Below are 16,474 nucleotides of genomic sequence, written 5' to 3' on the forward strand. Positions count from 1 at the left end.
TGTATTCCGATCGCTTTTTTCTTTCCGATCCCTGCAAGGAGTGAATTCATGAACAACGTCAAAACCGGATTGATCTGGTTAGTTGTGGCGTTAATGGGTGCGGGTGCGTTTGCCATGCTGGCGCTCAGTCGTGGCGAGCACGTCAACGCCGTCTGGCTGGTGATTGCGTCCGTTGCCTGCTACAGCATTGCTTATCGCTTTTACAGCCTGTTTATCGCAAAGCGCATTTTTGAACTGGATGACAATCGCCGGACGCCGGCGGAGCGCCTGAATGACGGGCTGGATTACGTTCCGACCAACAAATGGGTGCTATTCGGCCACCATTTTGCCGCGATTGCCGGCGCTGGCCCGCTGGTCGGCCCGATTCTGGCGGCGCAGATGGGCTTCCTGCCCGGCACGCTGTGGATTCTCATCGGCGTGATGCTGGCAGGTGCGGTGCAGGATTTTCTGGTGCTGTTTATCTCCACCCGCCGCGATGGCCGCTCGCTGGGAGAAATGGCGCGACAGGAGCTGGGATCGTTTGCCGGTGTCGTCACGATGCTGGGCGCGCTGGGCGTGATGATCATTATTCTCTCGGCGCTGGCGCTGGTGGTAGTGAAAGCGCTGGCTAACAGCCCGTGGGGCCTGTTCACCATTGCCGCCACCATTCCGATTGCGCTGTTTATGGGCGTCTATATGCGCTTTCTGCGTCCCGGTAAAATTGCCGAAGTTTCCGCGATTGGCTTTGTGCTGATGATGGCCGCGATTATCTACGGCGGCAATGTGGCTGCCGATCCTTACTGGGGCCCTTTCTTTACCCTGAAAGGCACGGAACTGACCTGGGTGCTGGTGATTTACGGCTTTGTGGCGTCGTCGCTGCCGGTCTGGCTGCTGCTGGCCCCGCGCGACTATCTCTCCACCTTTTTAAAAATAGGCGTGATCATCGGCCTGGCGATTGGCATTGTGTTTGCCATGCCGGAGCTGAAGATGCCAGCGGTGACCAAATTTATTGATGGCACCGGTCCGGTATTTGCCGGTTCGCTATTCCCGTTCCTGTTTATCACCATCGCCTGCGGCGCGATTTCCGGTTTTCACGCGCTGGTTTCCAGCGGCACCACGCCCAAACTGGTGGAGCGTGAAAGCCACATCCGCTTCATCGGCTACGGCGCGATGCTGATGGAATCCTTTGTCGCCATCATGGCGCTGATCTGCGCCTCGGTGCTCGATCCCGGCGTCTACTTTGCGCTGAACGCGCCGGCCGCGCTGATTGGCACCAGCGTGGAAAATGCGTCACAGGTGATCAATGGCTGGGGCTTTGTGGTGACGCCAGAGATGCTCAGCGGCATTGCCCGTGAAGTGGGTGAAAGCACGATCCTTTCCCGCGCCGGCGGCGCCCCAACCTTTGCCGTTGGCATGGCGCATATCATCACCGAGGTGTTTAACAGCCGCGCCATGATGGCGTTCTGGTATCACTTTGCCATTCTGTTTGAAGCGCTGTTTATTCTGACCGCCGTCGATGCCGGCACCCGCGCCTGCCGTTTTATGGTGCAGGACCTGGCAGGCACTGTCGTGCCGTCACTGGCGAACAACCGCTCCTGGCTGGGTAATATGGCGGGGACCACCGTTGCGGTGGCCGGCTGGGGCTTCTTTGTTTATCAGGGCGTGGTCGACCCGCTCGGCGGCATTAACACCCTGTGGCCACTGTTTGGTATCGGCAACCAGATGCTGGCCTCAATGGCGCTGATCCTCGGCACGGTGGTGCTGTTCAAAATGAAAAAGCAGCGTTATGCCTGGGTCACCATTCTGCCTACTGCCTGGCTGTTTATCACCTCCATGACCGCCGGCTGGCAGAAGATCTTTCATGAAAAACCGGCGATCGGATTCCTGGCGCAGGCGGCAAAATTCCGCAAAGGGATTGATGAAGGCGTGATTATCGCGCCGGCGAAAACCCTGGCTGACATGCAAACCATTGTGTTCAGTAATCAGATTAACGCGGCCCTGTGCGGTTTCTTTATGCTGGTCGCCGTCACCATGCTGATTGCCGCTTTCTTTGTGATCCGCCGCGCGCTGCGCAGCCAGGTACCGACCACCCATGAATCTGCCGTCTCACTGCGCCAGGAGGTGCGAAATGTCTGAGTCCATCCGCGGCTGGAAAAAACCGCAGGGGCGCTGGCATATCCAGCGCTGCTTACCGATTGGCGCTGCCGTTACCCCACCGCCGCGCCGCCGCTGGCAGCAAATCTGGCACGGTTTACAGCAAAGTTTCCGGTTAATGGTTGGCGTGCACGACTATCAAACTTATCTGAAGCATATGCGCGAGAAGCACCCGCTGCAGACGCCGATGGATGAGCGCACCTTTCACCGCTACTGCCTTGACGCCCGCTTCCCCAGTCAGGCAGGAAAACTCGGCAAATGTCCCTGCTGAACCTTCAGGCCCCGCTTTTCGGGGCTTTTTCGTGCCATTCTTTATTAAAAACAAAAATATATTCATTTTGCGTCTTGTGCTAATGCGGGAGGTTGAATACTGTTGCTAAAATAATGAGATACCGCCAGCAGAGCATTCCTCCGGAGGAAGTTTCCATGACCGATGAACAAGGGCAAACGCTGTTGTATACCTTGTTTGGCACCACCAGCCCTCATTGGCGTTTAACTTCTGATAGCGATGCACTGCATTTTGCCGAAGATGAAAACGCCAATACCAATCTGGCCGTTTCGCTGACACCTGCACAAGCCAGTCTGCTGCGTGCGATGACTGTCATCACATCCAGCATCAATCTGACCTTATCCCTGCACGGTTCGCCCGTTCCCATGCATTTTGTCGGCAGAAAGGTCAATCAGTCCACCTGGGCCGGTACGGCCTCGGCGTGGGGCGATACCTCGTCTGTGGCCCGCGATCTGACCCTCGGCCTGTCGTTTGCCGAACAGGTGGTTTCCGAAGCGAACTCGGTGATTGTCATTCTTGATCAGCGCGGCAATATCCAGCGTTTTAACCGTCTGAGCGAAGAGTACACCGGACTGAAAGAGCAGGAAGTCATTGGCCGCAATGTTTTTCAGCTGTTTATGACCAAACAGGAAGCGCAGGCTTCTCGCCGCAACATTGCTGGTTTTTTTCGCGACGGCAACTCGTACGAGGTAGAGCGCTGGGTGAAAACGCGCAAGGGCCAGCGACTGTTTCTGTTTCGTAATAAGTTCGTTCACAGCGGCAGCGGAAAAAATGAAATTTTCCTCATCTGTTCCGGAACCGATATCACCGAGGAGCGACGCGCCCAGGAACGCCTGCGGGTGCTGGCAAACACCGATACCGTGACCGGCTTGCCCAATCGCAATGCCATTCACCAGCAAATTAGTCTGGCACTGGAGTTAGCAAACGGCACGCAAACCGGCGTGGTGTACCTCGATCTGGATAATTTTAAGAAGGTCAACGACGCTTACGGCCATATGTTCGGCGATCAATTGCTGCAGGCCGTTTCACTCGCGATCCTCAGCTGTCTGGGGAAAGACCAGACGCTGGCTCGGCTGGGCGGCGATGAGTTTATCGTCCTCGCCGAACACACCAGCCAGGCCGCGCTGGAGGCGATGGCCTCGCGCATTCTGGAGCGCCTGCGGCAGCCGTTCCGCATCGGTCTGATTGAGGTCTACAGCGGCTGCTCTATCGGTATCGCCCTCGCGCCGCTGCACGGTGACGATCGGGAAAGCCTGATCCGCAATGCGGATACTGCGATGTATCATGCGAAAGAGAACGGTCGCGGTAAATGTTGCGTGTTTACCAGCGAAATGAATCAGCGCGTGTTTGAGTATCTGTGGCTGGATACCAACCTGCGCAAAGCGCTGGAGCAGGATCATCTGGTGGTGCATTACCAGCCCAAACTGGATCGCGACGGCGAAGTGCGCAGCGCAGAGGCGCTGGTGCGCTGGATTTCACCCGAGCGTGGCATGGTTTCACCGGCCGAGTTTATCCCCTATGCCGAAGAGTCCGGCCTGATTGTGCCGCTTGGCCGCTGGGTGATGCTGAATGTGCTGCAGCAGATCGTTAAATGGCGCAGTGAAGGCATCTGGCTGCGCGTGGCGGTCAACGTTTCGGCGAAACAGCTGATCGACCAGAGTATTTACAGCGACCTGAAACAGGCGCTGGGCGAAGCGGGCCTGACCGATTGTCCGATTGATATTGAACTCACCGAAAGCTGCCTGATCGAAAACGAAGCCGGCGCGCTGAAACTGATGAAACAGTTTCAGGAGCTGGGGGCGCAGGTGCACCTGGACGATTTTGGTACCGGCTACTCCTCTTTGTCCCAGCTGGCGCGCGTGCCAATTGATGCCATCAAGCTGGATCAAAGCTTTGTCAGAAATATCAATAAACAACCGGTTTCCCAGTCGCTGGTGCGTGCGATTGTTGCGGTTGCCAAAGCCTTGGATTTGCAGGTGATTGCCGAGGGCATTGAAACCAAAGCCGAAGAAAAATTTGTGCTGACCAATGGCGTTGATGGGCGTCAGGGCTATTTTTACGCCAAGCCAATGCCCGCAGAACAGCTCGGGCATTGGCTGGCTAAGCATCCTGCCCGCGTTTAACGCTGGTTGTAACTGTTAGCCGGCTTTACGCAGTGATGCGCTGTGACGGTTTTGCAGCTGAACCAGACGTTCCATATAGGCAATATCTTTAGGTTCCAGCGTGAAGGCATAGTCGACCCAATCCTCCGTGATATCCATCAGTTCAGCCCGCGACAGCTGCAGCACGCGCTGACGCGCTTTCAGCATGGCGCGAACGCCGTTGAGCTTGGGCCGCAGGGTATCGATAAAGGTCCGCGTGGTACGGTAGCCTTCGCCCTGCTGGAACACTTTATCCACCAGACCGCGGGTTTCATACCACTCGGCATCGTGCGATTCCCCTTCACATATCAGCTCTTCTGCCAGCTTCATGCCTGACCGGCGCGCCACCAGCGAGTAGCCGCCCATGCCGGGGAACAGGTTAAAGGCGATCTCCGGGAATCCCATACGCGCACTGTTTTGCGCCAGAATGAAGTGATGCGCCAGCGCCGCTTCAAAGCCGCCGCCCAGCGCACTGCCCTCAATCATTGCCAGCGTCACGGCACCGGTATCAAAACCGCGCGCGGCGGAGTGAATGCAATCGACACACGCACGGGCATAAGCGCGCAGCGCTTCACGCCGGTTGTTGCGGATGCACTCGACGAAGAAACGTAAATCACCGCCAGCGTTAAACATTTGTGGCACCAGCGACCCGGTCACCCAAAAGTCAATCGGCAGACCGGAACGCTGGGCGGCATAGCTCAGGTTCATGATCTCCTCAATTAATTCGTGGTTGAAACTGGGACGCGGCTGCGCACGCAACATCATCCACATGGTGTGTCGCCCTTCCTCGTAATAGGCCGCGAGCTGAGTGGTCTGGCCGGCTTCAGTGAACAGGCGGCAGGTAGGTTGGTTAATTACTGTCATTGTCTCATCCTCTGTTTTATATGATGCGTTAAACGCCACATCAGCGTAATGCAGAGTGAGGCCAGACCAAATGAGAGTTTGATTTATAACGTAAAATCCAGAGATATCCCCGACAGGGGGGGTTAAAAATGATTAGCGGGCTTACTTGATAGTCAAAAACCGGTCCAGCGCAATCTGGGAACACGTAACGCGTAGTAAACAGATTGCAGTAAGAATTGGCCTAAAAAAAAGGCACCCGCAGGTGCCCGATGCATGATGCCCGACGCGCTATCACTTCTGGCCGTACCAGGCGTCCTTACCGTGCTTGCGCAGGTAGTGTAAATCCAGCAGTGTTTGTGAGATCGGCGGCAGTTCTGCACGCAGCTGCTCGGTATGCAACGCCATATAGGCCACCTCTTCCAGCACTACCGCGCTGTGGACCGCCGCATCTGCATCTTTACCCCAGGCAAACGGGCCGTGGGAACTGACCAGCGCGGCGGGAATGGCAGCAGGCTGAATACCGCGCCCGGCAAAGGTTTCAATGATCACCTGACCGGTATGCCACTCATATTCCTGCTCAATCTCTTCACGCGTCATGGCGCGCGTACAGGGAATGGTGCCGTAAAAATCGTCGGCGTGCGTGGTGCCCCAGGCAGGCAAATCACGTCCGGCCTGCGCCCAGATGGTGGCGTGACGCGAATGGGTATGCACAATGCCTCCGACGTCCGGCCACGCCAGATACAGCGCCCGATGCGTGGCGGTGTCTGAGGAGGGTCGCAGCCTTCCCTCTACCACCTTGCCGCTTTCCAGCTCTACCACCACCATATCATCGCGTTGCATCTGGCTGTATTTCACCCCTGACGGTTTGATCACCAGCAGTCCCTGTTCACGATCGACGGCACTGACGTTGCCCCAGGTGAAGGTGACAAGGTTATAACGCGGTAAATCAAGATTGGCTTCCAGCACCTGCTGTTTCAGCGCTTCCAGCATGATTTTTCTCCTGCTCACTGTGATAGCTGAATTGTGCGCACGGTGGTGATGAAACGTTATGGAAGGAATGGCTGGATTAGCAGCGGAAAGTGGCTGAGCGGTGAAAAATGTGGCCTGAATTCAGAGTTTTCCTCCCCCTTCCCGCCACGGTGGAGCCTACACTTATTCAGGCCAGCGCCGGTCCGGATGTTTTGCCGGCAGGTCAGGCGCAGGCCCCGTGATGACTGACGGGCTGACGGCAACCTCTGCAGGGAAAAGAACCGTAAGCAACTGCGGTGCGCGAGGAATTATGGTGCGCAACATCTATACTTACAGCGTTGCCTCTGAGTAAACCATCAAGGAGAAATTTATGACTACAACAATGAAACGCCTGACGGCGGCTGTGCTGGCTACCACACTGGTCGTAGCGCTCAGCGGCTGTTCAAACTGGTCGAAACGTGACCGCAACACGGCGATTGGTGCCGGTGCCGGTGCTATTGGCGGCTCTATTCTGACGAATGGCAGTGGTTTAGGTACCGTTGGCGGCGCGGCCGTGGGTGGCATCATCGGCCATCAGGTGGATTAAAATAACGCTTATTACAGACTACGCAGCGCATCTGTAACTTAACGGGCCACACAGGTGGCCCGTTTCACGTCAGCCACCCGCCAGTTTTACCTTCATGCCTTTGGCTTCCAGCAGCTGTTTGAGCAGGTCGCGCTTGTCGCCCTGAATTTCAATGACGCCCTCTTTCACCGAACCGCCGCAACCACACTTCTTTTTCAGCTCTGCTGCCAGCTGCGCCAGCGCGCTATCGTCCAGATCGACACCGGTGATCAGACAGACGCCTTTGCCTTTGCGGCCGCTGGTTTGTCGCTGAATACGAACGATACCGTCGCCTTTAGGACGCGACGGTTTCTCTTCCTGCGGGGTGATACGACCGCTATCCGTCGAATAGACCAGTGGATTGTCCTGAGCCATTACGCCTCCTGTAAACTGCGTAAAATGTTCTGCAGCGTTGCGGCGGGATCGGCCGATTGCGTAATCGGACGCCCGATCACCATATAATCCACGCCCGCCTGCTGCGCCTGCTGTGGGGTCATAATGCGACGCTGATCGCCTGCCTCGCTGCCGGCCGGGCGAATACCTGGTGTGACCAGGGCAAAATCGTCGCCAAAGGTGTGTTTAAAGTGTACCGCTTCCTGCGCGGAACACACCACGCCATCCAGACCGCTTTCCTGCGTCAGACGCGCCAGGCGCTCGGCCTGCTGCGCAGGTGTAAGCGAAATCCCCAGCCCTTTCAGATCTTCGTCATCCATGCTGGTTAACACCGTGACAGCAATCAGCAGCGGCGCATCTTTGCCAAACGGCTGCAGTGCTTCACGGGCGGCGTGCATCATGCGCGCCCCGCCGCTGGCGTGGACGTTAACCATCCAGACCCCGAGATCGGCCGCGGCGGCCACCGCGCGGGCCGTGGTATTAGGGATGTCATGGAATTTCAGATCGAGAAACACCTCAAAGCCGCGCTGCTGCAGCGTTTGCACCAGTGAAGGACCGAACAGCGTGAACATCTCTTTGCCCACTTTAAGCCGGCACTGCGTTGGATCGATACGGTCTACAAACTGCAGCGCGCTGTTGAGATCGTGGTAGTCGAGTGCCACCAGAATCGGTGAAGGGGTTACAGGCATAACGTTTCCTCTGAGGCTGGCACCCGCAGGCGCAATGGACAAACGGCAAGCATTCTACCTGCGCACTCTGACAACGACAATCATGCCGCTCCCGCCAGTGGCCTGTTTGACTGAAGGCTGCACAATGCCTGCGCTGTGCGGGAGTGATATCCTTTATAGTATGTTGTAACTACAATGTCGCATAAAGCCCAAAACGTGGCGGCCATTACTGGCCGTCGAGTCCGCGTATGGGTTTAACCGAGGACCACGCGCGGCAGGATGGGCAGTGCCAGTAAAGCGCGTGCGCGGTAAAACCGCACTTCTGGCAGCGGTAGCGCGGCTTGGTGCGAATCTGTTCGCCCACCATATCGCGCAGTACCATCAGGCTCTCTTTGGCGCGACCGTCTTCCGCTTCATGCAGGTGGAAATCCATCAGCCGGTGAAACACACGCATGGTGGGATGACGCTGCAGCTGACGGTTGATGTACAGCTGTGCCGCTTCCGGCCCCTGCTGCTGTTCCAGAATATCGGATAGATAGAGCTCCGCCGCTGCGCCGGTATTTTCATCCACGCAGCGCTGCAGAAACTGCGCCCACTCAGCCGGTTGCTCCAGCCGCTGATAGCAGGTTTCCAGCATCGGTAAGGTTTCACTGACCAGCTCTTTATCCTGTTCCAGCACGCGCTGCAGGCGCTGCGCGGCTTTGGCATATTCGCCCTGCTCCATCAGAATGCGGCCCATCATGATCGAGACACGTGCGCTTTGATGATCGGCCGATTCGCCTTTTTTCAGCAGGTTCATGGCGCGGTCAAGATCGTCACTGCTCAGCGCCTGCAGCGCCAGCTCACAGTAAAAATGGGCAATTTCGCCCTTCTGTTTGTCTTTGCCCAGCTTGACCAGCCGCTCTGCAACGTCGATGGCTTTCTGCCAGTCGCTGGTGGCCTGATGAATTAACAGCAACTGCTGCAGCGCGCTGATGCGAAAATCGGTTTCATCAATCAGCTGCGTGAACATGTCTTCTGCGCGATCGTACAGACCAGCCGCCATGTAATCGCGGCCCAGCTGCTGAATGGCCAGCAGGCGCTGTTCGTAGCTGAGTGAGGCGCTTTCCATCAGGGACTGGTGAATACGGATAGCGCGGTCAACTTCACCGCGCGAACGGAACAGATTGCCCAGCGTCAGGTGCGCTTCCACCGTGCCGCTGTCCTCTTTCAGCATATCAAGGAACAGGTCTACCGCTTTGTCCTGCTGGTTAGAGAGCAGGAAGTTAACCCCCGCCACGTATTCACGCGACAGGCGATTCGCCTCCTGTTGCTTATCCTGATGAGCGCTGCGACGCCCCATGTACCAGCCATAAGCCGCCGCCACAGGAAGAAGCAGAAACAGCAATTCAAGCATCGAACATTAATCCCGACGACTGACAGTCGATGAGGTTACCGCAGCGGCTTGTTCATTCTGCGCCTGCATCCGCTTCAGCTTACGCTGCGCATGGGCCAGCGAGACGCGAATCCGCAGCCAGAACAGCCCGCAGATCGCCCAGCCCAGCAGAAAACCCGCTCCGAACAGGCACGCCAGCAAGGTGGAGATACGGAACTCGCCCTGCGCCAGCAGATAGTTAAAGGTCACGATCTGGTCATTGTGCGCGCCAAGCGTCACCGAAATGATAAAAATGACCAAAACCACAAGAAAAATCAGCAAATATTTCACAATGCATCCTGTCGTGAGGTTATCCAAATGAGTATGCCAAAAAAGCGCGGCTGATGCTGCTTATCCACGCATCACCTGCCCTTTTCCACGTACCTACCCGATGATATGGGGGCAAAGGGTAACATTACAATCCATCGTCGCGCCGGGCGATCTCCTGCTGCTCCTGCGGCGGCACGGTGAGTGGACCACAAAAGCGTTGCGCCAGCCAGGTGGCGAGCGTTACCAGCAGCCAGGAAATCAGCGTGGCCATGACCAGATCGCGCGGCCAGTGCATGCCCAGCAGCAGACGGCTGCCCATCACCAGCGTTGCCCAGACAAACAGCACGGCAATGGTCGCGATACGCCGGCGCGGCCAGAGTAAGCCGATTGCCAGCAGCGCCCAGCTGGCTGCAAACAGCGTGTGACCAGACGGGAAGGCAAAGCCAGTTTCAAACGCCCAGTGATTTTTCAGCCATGATGGCAGGTGCGTATCATTTGCCAGCAGTGCGGAGACCATTTCGCCGCGCTGCTTACGCTTCAGCTGGTAAAACTGCTCTTCACTGACGCCGTGGCTGTGCTCCAGCCACACCACATACGGCCGTGGCTCCTGCACCTGCTCTTTGATCCAGGATTTCGTGTACTGACCGCTGAGGATCGCCCCGTTCATAATGATCAGCAGCAGAATAGCCGGCTTCAGACGGAAGCGCAGGCACCACAGCATCCATGCACTCAGGAGGAGACTGGTAAGAATGCCCCATGGGCTGGTGACGGTTTCGGTCATCCAGAACAGGAAGCGCAACAGGTGGCGCGCTTCTCCGGGTTGCCACTGCCAGCCAGAGATCCATACGCTCAGCGGCATCAGTAGCAGTAAAAACGCGCCCGTCGTGGTGCGTTGAATAATTTTTAACATCCTTTTCCTTATCCGATCCGCTTATGCTGACAGGTGCTGCATAACTTTAGCTGAAAAAAGAATAACATACCCGTTGCAGCTTGGATAATTGTGCTTTATCACTACAATCACTCTGACTGATTAGCGAGCCTGGTTCAGGTTGTGGCACAATGTGGTCAGTTTTGTCGGGCCAAACGGGCCCGTGCGTTATCATGATGATAGCGCATCCTCTGAAGGTTCTGGAGAGTCACATGCAGCTTAAACGGGTAGCAGAAGCCAAACTGCCCACGCCATGGGGAGATTTCCTGATGGTTGGTTTTGAAGAACTGGCGACCGGTCACGATCACGTCGCTCTGGTGTATGGCGATATCAGCGATCACCAGCCGGTGCTGGCGCGCGTCCACTCTGAATGTCTGACCGGCGATGCGCTGTTCAGCCTGCGCTGCGACTGCGGTTTTCAGCTGGAAGCGGCGCTGACCGCCATCGCTGAGGAAGGTCGCGGCGTGCTGCTGTACCATCGTCAGGAAGGCCGCAATATCGGCCTGCTGAACAAGATCCGCGCCTACGCGCTGCAGGATAAAGGCTACGATACCGTTGAAGCAAACCACCAGCTGGGCTTCGCCGCCGACGAGCGCGATTTCACCCTGTGCGCAGACATGTTCAAGCTGCTGGGCGTTAACGAAGTCCGCCTGCTGACCAATAATCCGCGTAAGGTGGAAATCCTGAGCGAAGCGGGCATCAACATTGTTGAGCGCGTGCCGCTGGTTGTCGGTCGCAACCCTAAAAATGCCCATTATCTCGACACGAAAGCTGAAAAAATGGGTCACCTGCTGCCAAAAGCCTGAGGCAGAAAAAAGGCCGGGAGATTTCCCGGCCTGGTTTTTAGTGCAGCATATTGCGGATAACGTAGTGCAGGATGCCATCGTTCTGGTAATACGTCAGTTCATTGCCGGTATCAATGCGACAGCGTGTTTCCAGCGTTTCCTGCGTGCCATCCGGGCGCGTCAGCGTAACCTTCACCGTACAGCCAGGTTTCAGCTGAGACAGTTCCGCCACATCAATCCGCTCTTCACCGGTAAGCTGCAGCGTTTTACGCGTCACGCCCGCCGGGAACTCCAGCGGCAGAATACCCATACCAATCAGGTTAGAGCGGTGAATACGCTCGAACGATTCGGCAATGACCACCCGCACGCCCTGCAGACGCGGTCCTTTTGCTGCCCAGTCGCGGCTGGAGCCGGAGCCATACTCTTTGCCTGCGATCACCGCCAGCGGCACGCCTTCCGCCTGGTACTTCATCGCGGCATCATAAATCGCCAGCTGTTCGTTGCTCGGGAAGTGGCGGGTATAGCCGCCCTCAACGCCCGGCACCATCTCATTGCGAATGCGGATATTGGCGAAGGTGCCACGCATCATCACTTCGTGGTTGCCACGGCGCGATCCGTAGGAGTTGAAGTCGTTGCGCTCTACGCCATGTGCCAGCAGATAACGGCCGGCCGGGCTCTCTGCTTTAATGCTGCCCGCCGGTGAGATGTGGTCGGTGGTGACCGAATCCCCCAGCATCGCCAGAATGCGGGCACCGTGAATATCCTGTACCGCTTTGGGTTCTTTCTCCATGTCATCAAAGAAAGGTGACAGACGAATATAGGTCGAACCCTCATCCCAGTCGTAGGTCGCCGCTTCACTGACCTTGATTTGCTGCCACTCCGGTGTGCCATCAAACACTTCGGCATACTCTTTATGGAACATGTCACTGGTCACTTTGCCGACTGACTCCGCGATCTCTTCCGGCGACGGCCAGATATCTTTCAGGAACACGTCATTGCCCTGCTGATCCTGACCGATCGGATCGGTTTGCAGGTTGATCTTCATATTGCCGGCCAGCGCGTAGGCCACCACCAGCGGCGGCGACGCCAGCCAGTTGGTTTTCACCAGCGGATGGATACGCCCTTCAAAGTTGCGGTTGCCGGAGAGCACTGCGCCAACGGTAATATCCCCTTCCTTAATGGCACTTTCAATTTCATCCGGCAGCGGACCGGAGTTACCGATGCAGGTCGTGCAGCCGTACCCCACCAGGTTAAAACCTAACTCATCCAGATAGGAGGTCAGCCGCGCCGCTGCAAGGTAATCGGACACCACTTTTGACCCCGGCGCCAGCGAAGCCTTGACCCACGGCTGACGCTGCAGACCCCGTTCAACGGCATTTTTTGCCAGCAGGCCGGCAGCCATCAGGACGCTTGGGTTGGAGGTGTTGGTACAGGAGGTGATCGCGGCGATAACCACCGCACCGTCATCCAGCTGGTGACGATCGCCGGTTTCACTCGCCACATAGCTGACGCTTTTATGCGGTTTTTGCGCATGGTTCACTTCCAGCTCATTGCTGGCGTCAAAGGTAGCCGGCACGTCACCGAGGGCAACGCGGTCCTGCGGACGCTTCGGCCCGGCAATGCTGGACTCTACCTGCGCCATATCCAGCGCCAGCGTGCTGGTGAAGATGGGCTCATCACCCGGATTGCGCCACATGCCCTGCTGTTTTGCATAGGCTTCCACCAGCTTTACCAGTTCCGCGTCGCGACCGGTCAGCGACATATAGCTCAGGGTCACTTCGTCAATCGGGAAGAAACCGCAGGTGGCACCATATTCCGGCGCCATATTGGCGATGGTGGCGCGATCGGCCAGCGGCAGGTCGGCCAGGCCATCACCATAAAACTCGACAAACTTGCCCACCACACCATGTTTACGCAGCATCTGGGTAACGGTCAGCACCAGATCGGTGGCCGTAATGCCGGGGCGCAGTTTACCGGTCAGCTTGAATCCCACCACATCCGGGATCAGCATGGAAACCGGCTGACCCAGCATTGCCGCTTCTGCCTCAATGCCGCCCACGCCCCAGCCCAGCACGCCCAGCGCGTTAATCATGGTGGTGTGTGAATCGGTGCCGACCAGCGTATCCGGATAGGCAATTTCTTTGCCATCCTGCGTTTCATGCCAGATGGCCTTACCGAGATACTCCAGGTTGACCTGGTGACAGATACCGGTGCCTGGCGGCACCACGCGGAAACGGTTAAAGGCTTTTTGCCCCCAGCGCAGAAACACATAGCGCTCGTGGTTGCGCTCCATTTCCAGACGCACGTTCTCTTCGAAGGCATCGTCGTCACCGAAGTGGTCCACGGTAACCGAGTGGTCAATCACCAGGTCAACCGGAGAGAGCGGATTCACTTTTGCCACATCGCCGCCCAGCCGCTTCACCGCTTCCCGCATGGCCGCCAGATCGACCACTGCCGGTACACCGGTAAAATCCTGCATCAGCACGCGCGCCGGACGATAGGCGATTTCACGATCGGCATGGGCATCTTTTTGCCAGGCGACCAGCGCCTGAATGTCTTCTTCAGTAACGGAATCACCGTCCTGCCAGCGCAGCAGATTTTCCAGCAGCACTTTCATGGATTTCGGCAGGCGATCAATATTGCCAAGCTGCTGCGCGGCTTTGGGCAGGCTGTAGTAATGATAGGTTTTTGCCCCGACTTGCAGCGCATCCTGACTTTGCTCACGTAACGGTAACGACATAACTCCTCCTTTTATATGCTTTTCAGCTCAACCTCAGCGTGTATCCGGTTTAGCTTAAAGATAGACCACATTTTCGTTAACGTTTTGATAACAACACGGATTGCCACACGGGCGACACAAACAAAAATGCCCCAACTTACGTTGAGGCATTATCAGAAGCAGGAACTTACTTACTGGCTGGCTTACTGGCGGGGCATGATCACACCAGCGCCCACAGGGCGGTGGCCCAGAAAGCGAATGAGAAGGCGTATACGCCAAACCAGGAAAATGTGGTGGTATTCATTTGTCACTCCCCTCCCGGATTCCGGGCATAAAAAGGCCACGTCTTCAGCGTTGGACTGATGACACCGTTTTTTTAATGCTGAGTGTTAAAGGACGGGCTTTTAACTTGCCCACCGGATAACCCGGTAAAATGAGGAATGTAACGGTCTTAATAAGAACCAGACGCAGGCTGCGTTATTTTGACTTCGGATCCATGAACGATTCAATAAAACTGCGTTGCTTGTCACTCAGCTCCCACGAAGCGGGGATCGCCACCTGTTGTTCAGCGGCAGGTACGTCTTTTGCTTTGCACACTGGCGTTTTAGGCTGGCGCGCAGAAACCGGGTATTTACGACTGAGTGTATTTGCCCACATGGCTTAACCCCACATACGCCAAATCGTTAACGCCACCACTACCCAGAACAGTGCTGAAGCAGCGAAGACAGTGAGCCAGGCTTTGCGACGGATGTTACCTGAACGCTCAACCCTGGTGCTTTTAGCCCGGAAGTCCGGTTGTACAGTTAATCTCGTAGCCATAGTTTTTGATAATCACTCTCAATAAAACGATTGATAACAACGATTAAGATTTAGGACGAATCCTAAACTTCTTAAGACCAAAAATCCAGTTATTTTTATTGAGTACAACGATTAACGCTATTAATCAAAAAGGCGAATATAGCTGAAGTAAATTTAATAACTCGCCGAACTATTAATTAAATAATTACATTGTAAATTTGGGTTAAAACAAAAACAGATCCAGCTTTAATTTGAGTTTAATTCTTCAGGCCAGTGTAAAAGGCCTTTCTCATCAACTCTTAACTGGAGTATGGGAATATTCCTGGCAGTCCGCAAAGCGGCAACGTAAAAATTGTGTACTGTTTCTCATTTAAGAAACAACAATAAAAAAACATGTGACCGATGTTTCATTTACAAAAAAATAATGGAATTTTTTGAACTACTGCTGGCGCTAAGCGGAGGGAAAGCGGGCGGGTGCCCACTGGACACCCGGGTAAAATCATGATTTACCGAATTATTTAAAAGGAAGCTTGATATCGCGGAACATCGCTTCGATATCTTCGTTAGATCGCAGTGCTACCGCAGCATCGACGACATCGCGCGTGAGATGTGGAGCGAAGCGCTGAATAAAATCATACATATAACTGCGCAGGAAAGTGCTACGGCGGAAACCGATCTTGGTGGTGCTATTTGTAAAGATTTCTGAAGCTTCAATCCGCACTAAATCCGGGTCTGAAACCGGGTCGACGGCCATGCTGGCAATCACCCCTACGCCCAGTCCGAGGCGCACATACGTCTTAATAACGTCGGCATCAGTCGCGGTAAAGACGATACGGGGCGTCAGTCCGGCCCGGTTAAACGCGGTATCCAGTTCTGAGCGGCCGGTGAAGCCAAAGGTGTAGGTGACCAGCGGGAACTCTGCCAGCTCTTCGATAGTGACATTGGATTTACCTGCCAGCGGATGGTCCGGCGTCACGACAATCGCGCGATTCCAGTGGTAGCACGGCAGCATGATGAGATCGTCGTACAGGTGCAGTGCTTCAGTGGCAATGGCGAAATCGGCGTTGCCTTTCGATACCGCTTCCGCAATCTGCGTGGGCGATCCCTGATGCATATGCAGCGAGACGCGAGGATAGCGCTCGATAAAGCCTTTAATCACGCCGGGCAGCGCATAGCGTGCCTGCGTGTGCGTGGTGGCGACGTACAGCGAGCCTTTGTCCGGCCAGGTGTGTTCACCGGCCACGGATTTGATGGCGTCCACTTTTGAAAGGACTTCGCGGGCAATGCGAATGATCTCTTCGCCGGCAGGTGTGACCTGCGTCAGATGCTTCCCACTGCGGGCAAAAATCTGCACGCCAAGTTCATCCTCCAGCATGCGCACCTGCTTACTGATACCCGGCTGCGAGGTGTACAGGCCTTCAGCGGTGGAGGAGACGTTGAGGTTGTGATTAACCACTTCGACGATGTAACGCAACTGCTGCAATTTCATAGTTATATCTTCCAGGTAGCGACAGAGGTAC

Annotated in this window: 16 protein-coding genes; 5 read left to right on the top strand and 11 right to left on the bottom strand. The window is 55.8% G+C overall.

From position 1 onward, the window contains the following. The first annotated feature begins 48 nt into the window (after positions 1 to 48). The 3 genes from D8B20_RS09055 (at position 49) to pdeR (ending at position 4,545) form a co-directional block, all read left to right on the top strand. Complete coding sequence (locus D8B20_RS09055; RefSeq protein WP_145888568.1) at positions 49 to 2,115, top strand: carbon starvation CstA family protein; 2,067 nt, start codon at positions 49 to 51, stop codon at positions 2,113 to 2,115. Beyond that, complete coding sequence (locus tag D8B20_RS09060) at positions 2,108 to 2,404, top strand: YbdD/YjiX family protein (protein ID WP_145888569.1); 297 nt, start codon at positions 2,108 to 2,110, stop codon at positions 2,402 to 2,404. The genes D8B20_RS09055 and D8B20_RS09060 overlap by 8 nt, the downstream gene beginning before the upstream one ends. 155 nt (positions 2,405 to 2,559) lie before the next feature. After that, positions 2,560 to 4,545, top strand: a complete 1,986-nt coding sequence (pdeR, locus tag D8B20_RS09065; RefSeq protein WP_145888570.1) for a cyclic di-GMP phosphodiesterase — start codon at positions 2,560 to 2,562, stop codon at positions 4,543 to 4,545. Between the two features lie 15 nt (positions 4,546 to 4,560). Here pdeR and D8B20_RS09070 read toward each other — a convergent pair whose 3' ends face one another. Both D8B20_RS09070 and araD read right to left on the bottom strand, forming a co-directional pair. Then, on the bottom strand, positions 4,561 to 5,427 hold the full coding sequence (locus D8B20_RS09070; RefSeq protein WP_145888571.1) for a crotonase/enoyl-CoA hydratase family protein: 867 nt from the start codon (positions 5,425 to 5,427) through the stop codon (positions 4,561 to 4,563). Positions 5,428 to 5,697: 270 nt separating this feature from the next. After that, a complete protein-coding gene (gene araD, locus D8B20_RS09075; protein WP_145888572.1) occupies positions 5,698 to 6,396 on the bottom strand; it encodes an L-ribulose-5-phosphate 4-epimerase in 699 nt (232 codons plus the stop codon). A 349-nt stretch (positions 6,397 to 6,745) separates the two neighbouring features. Between araD and osmB the strand changes: the two genes are divergently transcribed. After that, positions 6,746 to 6,961 (top strand): osmotically-inducible lipoprotein OsmB, encoded by a 216-nt coding sequence (osmB, locus tag D8B20_RS09080; protein WP_145888573.1) that lies wholly within the window; start codon positions 6,746 to 6,748, stop codon positions 6,959 to 6,961. Positions 6,962 to 7,030: 69 nt separating this feature from the next. On the opposite strand, the gene yciH is transcribed toward osmB, so the two are convergent. The 5 genes from yciH to pgpB all read right to left on the bottom strand — a co-directional run bounded on the left by yciH (position 7,031) and on the right by pgpB (position 10,634). Continuing rightward, a complete protein-coding gene (yciH, locus tag D8B20_RS09085) occupies positions 7,031 to 7,354 on the bottom strand; it encodes a stress response translation initiation inhibitor YciH (protein WP_145888574.1) in 324 nt (107 codons plus the stop codon). Beyond that, positions 7,354 to 8,061 carry an orotidine-5'-phosphate decarboxylase gene (pyrF, locus tag D8B20_RS09090; protein ID WP_145888575.1) on the bottom strand — a complete coding sequence of 236 codons (708 nt, stop codon included), beginning with the start codon at positions 8,059 to 8,061 and terminating at the stop codon, positions 7,354 to 7,356. The genes yciH and pyrF overlap by 1 nt, the downstream gene beginning before the upstream one ends. A gap of 205 nt (positions 8,062 to 8,266) precedes the next feature. Next, the gene (gene lapB, locus D8B20_RS09095; protein WP_145888576.1) at positions 8,267 to 9,436 is read right to left on the bottom strand and encodes a lipopolysaccharide assembly protein LapB; all 1,170 of its coding nucleotides are present in this window, start codon (positions 9,434 to 9,436) and stop codon (positions 8,267 to 8,269) included. A gap of 6 nt (positions 9,437 to 9,442) precedes the next feature. Next, complete coding sequence (locus D8B20_RS09100; RefSeq protein WP_145888577.1) at positions 9,443 to 9,745, bottom strand: LapA family protein; 303 nt, start codon at positions 9,743 to 9,745, stop codon at positions 9,443 to 9,445. A 124-nt stretch (positions 9,746 to 9,869) separates the two neighbouring features. Further along, on the bottom strand, positions 9,870 to 10,634 hold the full coding sequence (pgpB, locus tag D8B20_RS09105; RefSeq protein WP_145888578.1) for a phosphatidylglycerophosphatase B: 765 nt from the start codon (positions 10,632 to 10,634) through the stop codon (positions 9,870 to 9,872). A 230-nt stretch (positions 10,635 to 10,864) separates the two neighbouring features. Between pgpB and ribA the strand changes: the two genes are divergently transcribed. Beyond that, positions 10,865 to 11,458, top strand: coding sequence for a GTP cyclohydrolase II (ribA, locus tag D8B20_RS09110; protein WP_145888579.1), 594 nt, complete (start codon positions 10,865 to 10,867; stop codon positions 11,456 to 11,458). A 37-nt stretch (positions 11,459 to 11,495) separates the two neighbouring features. Here ribA and acnA read toward each other — a convergent pair whose 3' ends face one another. From acnA to cysB, 4 genes are all read right to left on the bottom strand, one after another. Beyond that, the gene (gene acnA / locus D8B20_RS09115; protein ID WP_145888580.1) at positions 11,496 to 14,177 is read right to left on the bottom strand and encodes an aconitate hydratase AcnA; all 2,682 of its coding nucleotides are present in this window, start codon (positions 14,175 to 14,177) and stop codon (positions 11,496 to 11,498) included. 456 nt (positions 14,178 to 14,633) lie between these two features. After that, a complete protein-coding gene (locus D8B20_RS22120) occupies positions 14,634 to 14,813 on the bottom strand; it encodes a YciX family protein (RefSeq protein ID WP_145888581.1) in 180 nt (59 codons plus the stop codon). Between the two features lie 3 nt (positions 14,814 to 14,816). Then, complete coding sequence (locus tag D8B20_RS09125) at positions 14,817 to 14,975, bottom strand: YmiA family putative membrane protein (protein ID WP_145888582.1); 159 nt, start codon at positions 14,973 to 14,975, stop codon at positions 14,817 to 14,819. Between the two features lie 493 nt (positions 14,976 to 15,468). Beyond that, positions 15,469 to 16,443 carry an HTH-type transcriptional regulator CysB gene (cysB, locus tag D8B20_RS09130; protein ID WP_145888583.1) on the bottom strand — a complete coding sequence of 325 codons (975 nt, stop codon included), beginning with the start codon at positions 16,441 to 16,443 and terminating at the stop codon, positions 15,469 to 15,471. Between the last annotated feature and the right edge of the window lie 31 nt (positions 16,444 to 16,474).

It is taken from the genome of Candidatus Pantoea soli, assembly GCF_007833795.1.
In the GTDB taxonomy this organism is placed as follows: Bacteria; Pseudomonadota; Gammaproteobacteria; order Enterobacterales; family Enterobacteriaceae; genus Pantoea; species Pantoea soli.

Excerpts from the sequence above, each read along its gene's own strand:
- D8B20_RS09070 (WP_145888571.1), bottom strand. The coding sequence starts at position 5,427 with ATGACAGTAATTAACCAACCTACCTGCCGCCTGTTCACTGAAGCCGGC.
- pdeR (WP_145888570.1), top strand. The coding sequence starts at position 2,560 with ATGACCGATGAACAAGGGCAAACGCTGTTGTATACCTTGTTTGGCACC.
- ribA (WP_145888579.1), top strand. The coding sequence starts at position 10,865 with ATGCAGCTTAAACGGGTAGCAGAAGCCAAACTGCCCACGCCATGGGGA.
- pgpB (WP_145888578.1), bottom strand. The coding sequence starts at position 10,634 with ATGTTAAAAATTATTCAACGCACCACGACGGGCGCGTTTTTACTGCTA.
- pyrF (WP_145888575.1), bottom strand. The coding sequence starts at position 8,061 with ATGCCTGTAACCCCTTCACCGATTCTGGTGGCACTCGACTACCACGAT.
- D8B20_RS09060 (WP_145888569.1), top strand. The coding sequence starts at position 2,108 with ATGTCTGAGTCCATCCGCGGCTGGAAAAAACCGCAGGGGCGCTGGCAT.
- lapB (WP_145888576.1), bottom strand. The coding sequence starts at position 9,436 with ATGCTTGAATTGCTGTTTCTGCTTCTTCCTGTGGCGGCGGCTTATGGC.
- yciH (WP_145888574.1), bottom strand. The coding sequence starts at position 7,354 with ATGGCTCAGGACAATCCACTGGTCTATTCGACGGATAGCGGTCGTATC.
- osmB (WP_145888573.1), top strand. The coding sequence starts at position 6,746 with ATGACTACAACAATGAAACGCCTGACGGCGGCTGTGCTGGCTACCACA.
- D8B20_RS22120 (WP_145888581.1), bottom strand. The coding sequence starts at position 14,813 with ATGTGGGCAAATACACTCAGTCGTAAATACCCGGTTTCTGCGCGCCAG.
- cysB (WP_145888583.1), bottom strand. The coding sequence starts at position 16,443 with ATGAAATTGCAGCAGTTGCGTTACATCGTCGAAGTGGTTAATCACAAC.
- acnA (WP_145888580.1), bottom strand. The coding sequence starts at position 14,177 with ATGTCGTTACCGTTACGTGAGCAAAGTCAGGATGCGCTGCAAGTCGGG.
- D8B20_RS09055 (WP_145888568.1), top strand. The coding sequence starts at position 49 with ATGAACAACGTCAAAACCGGATTGATCTGGTTAGTTGTGGCGTTAATG.
- araD (WP_145888572.1), bottom strand. The coding sequence starts at position 6,396 with ATGCTGGAAGCGCTGAAACAGCAGGTGCTGGAAGCCAATCTTGATTTA.
- D8B20_RS09125 (WP_145888582.1), bottom strand. The coding sequence starts at position 14,975 with ATGGCTACGAGATTAACTGTACAACCGGACTTCCGGGCTAAAAGCACC.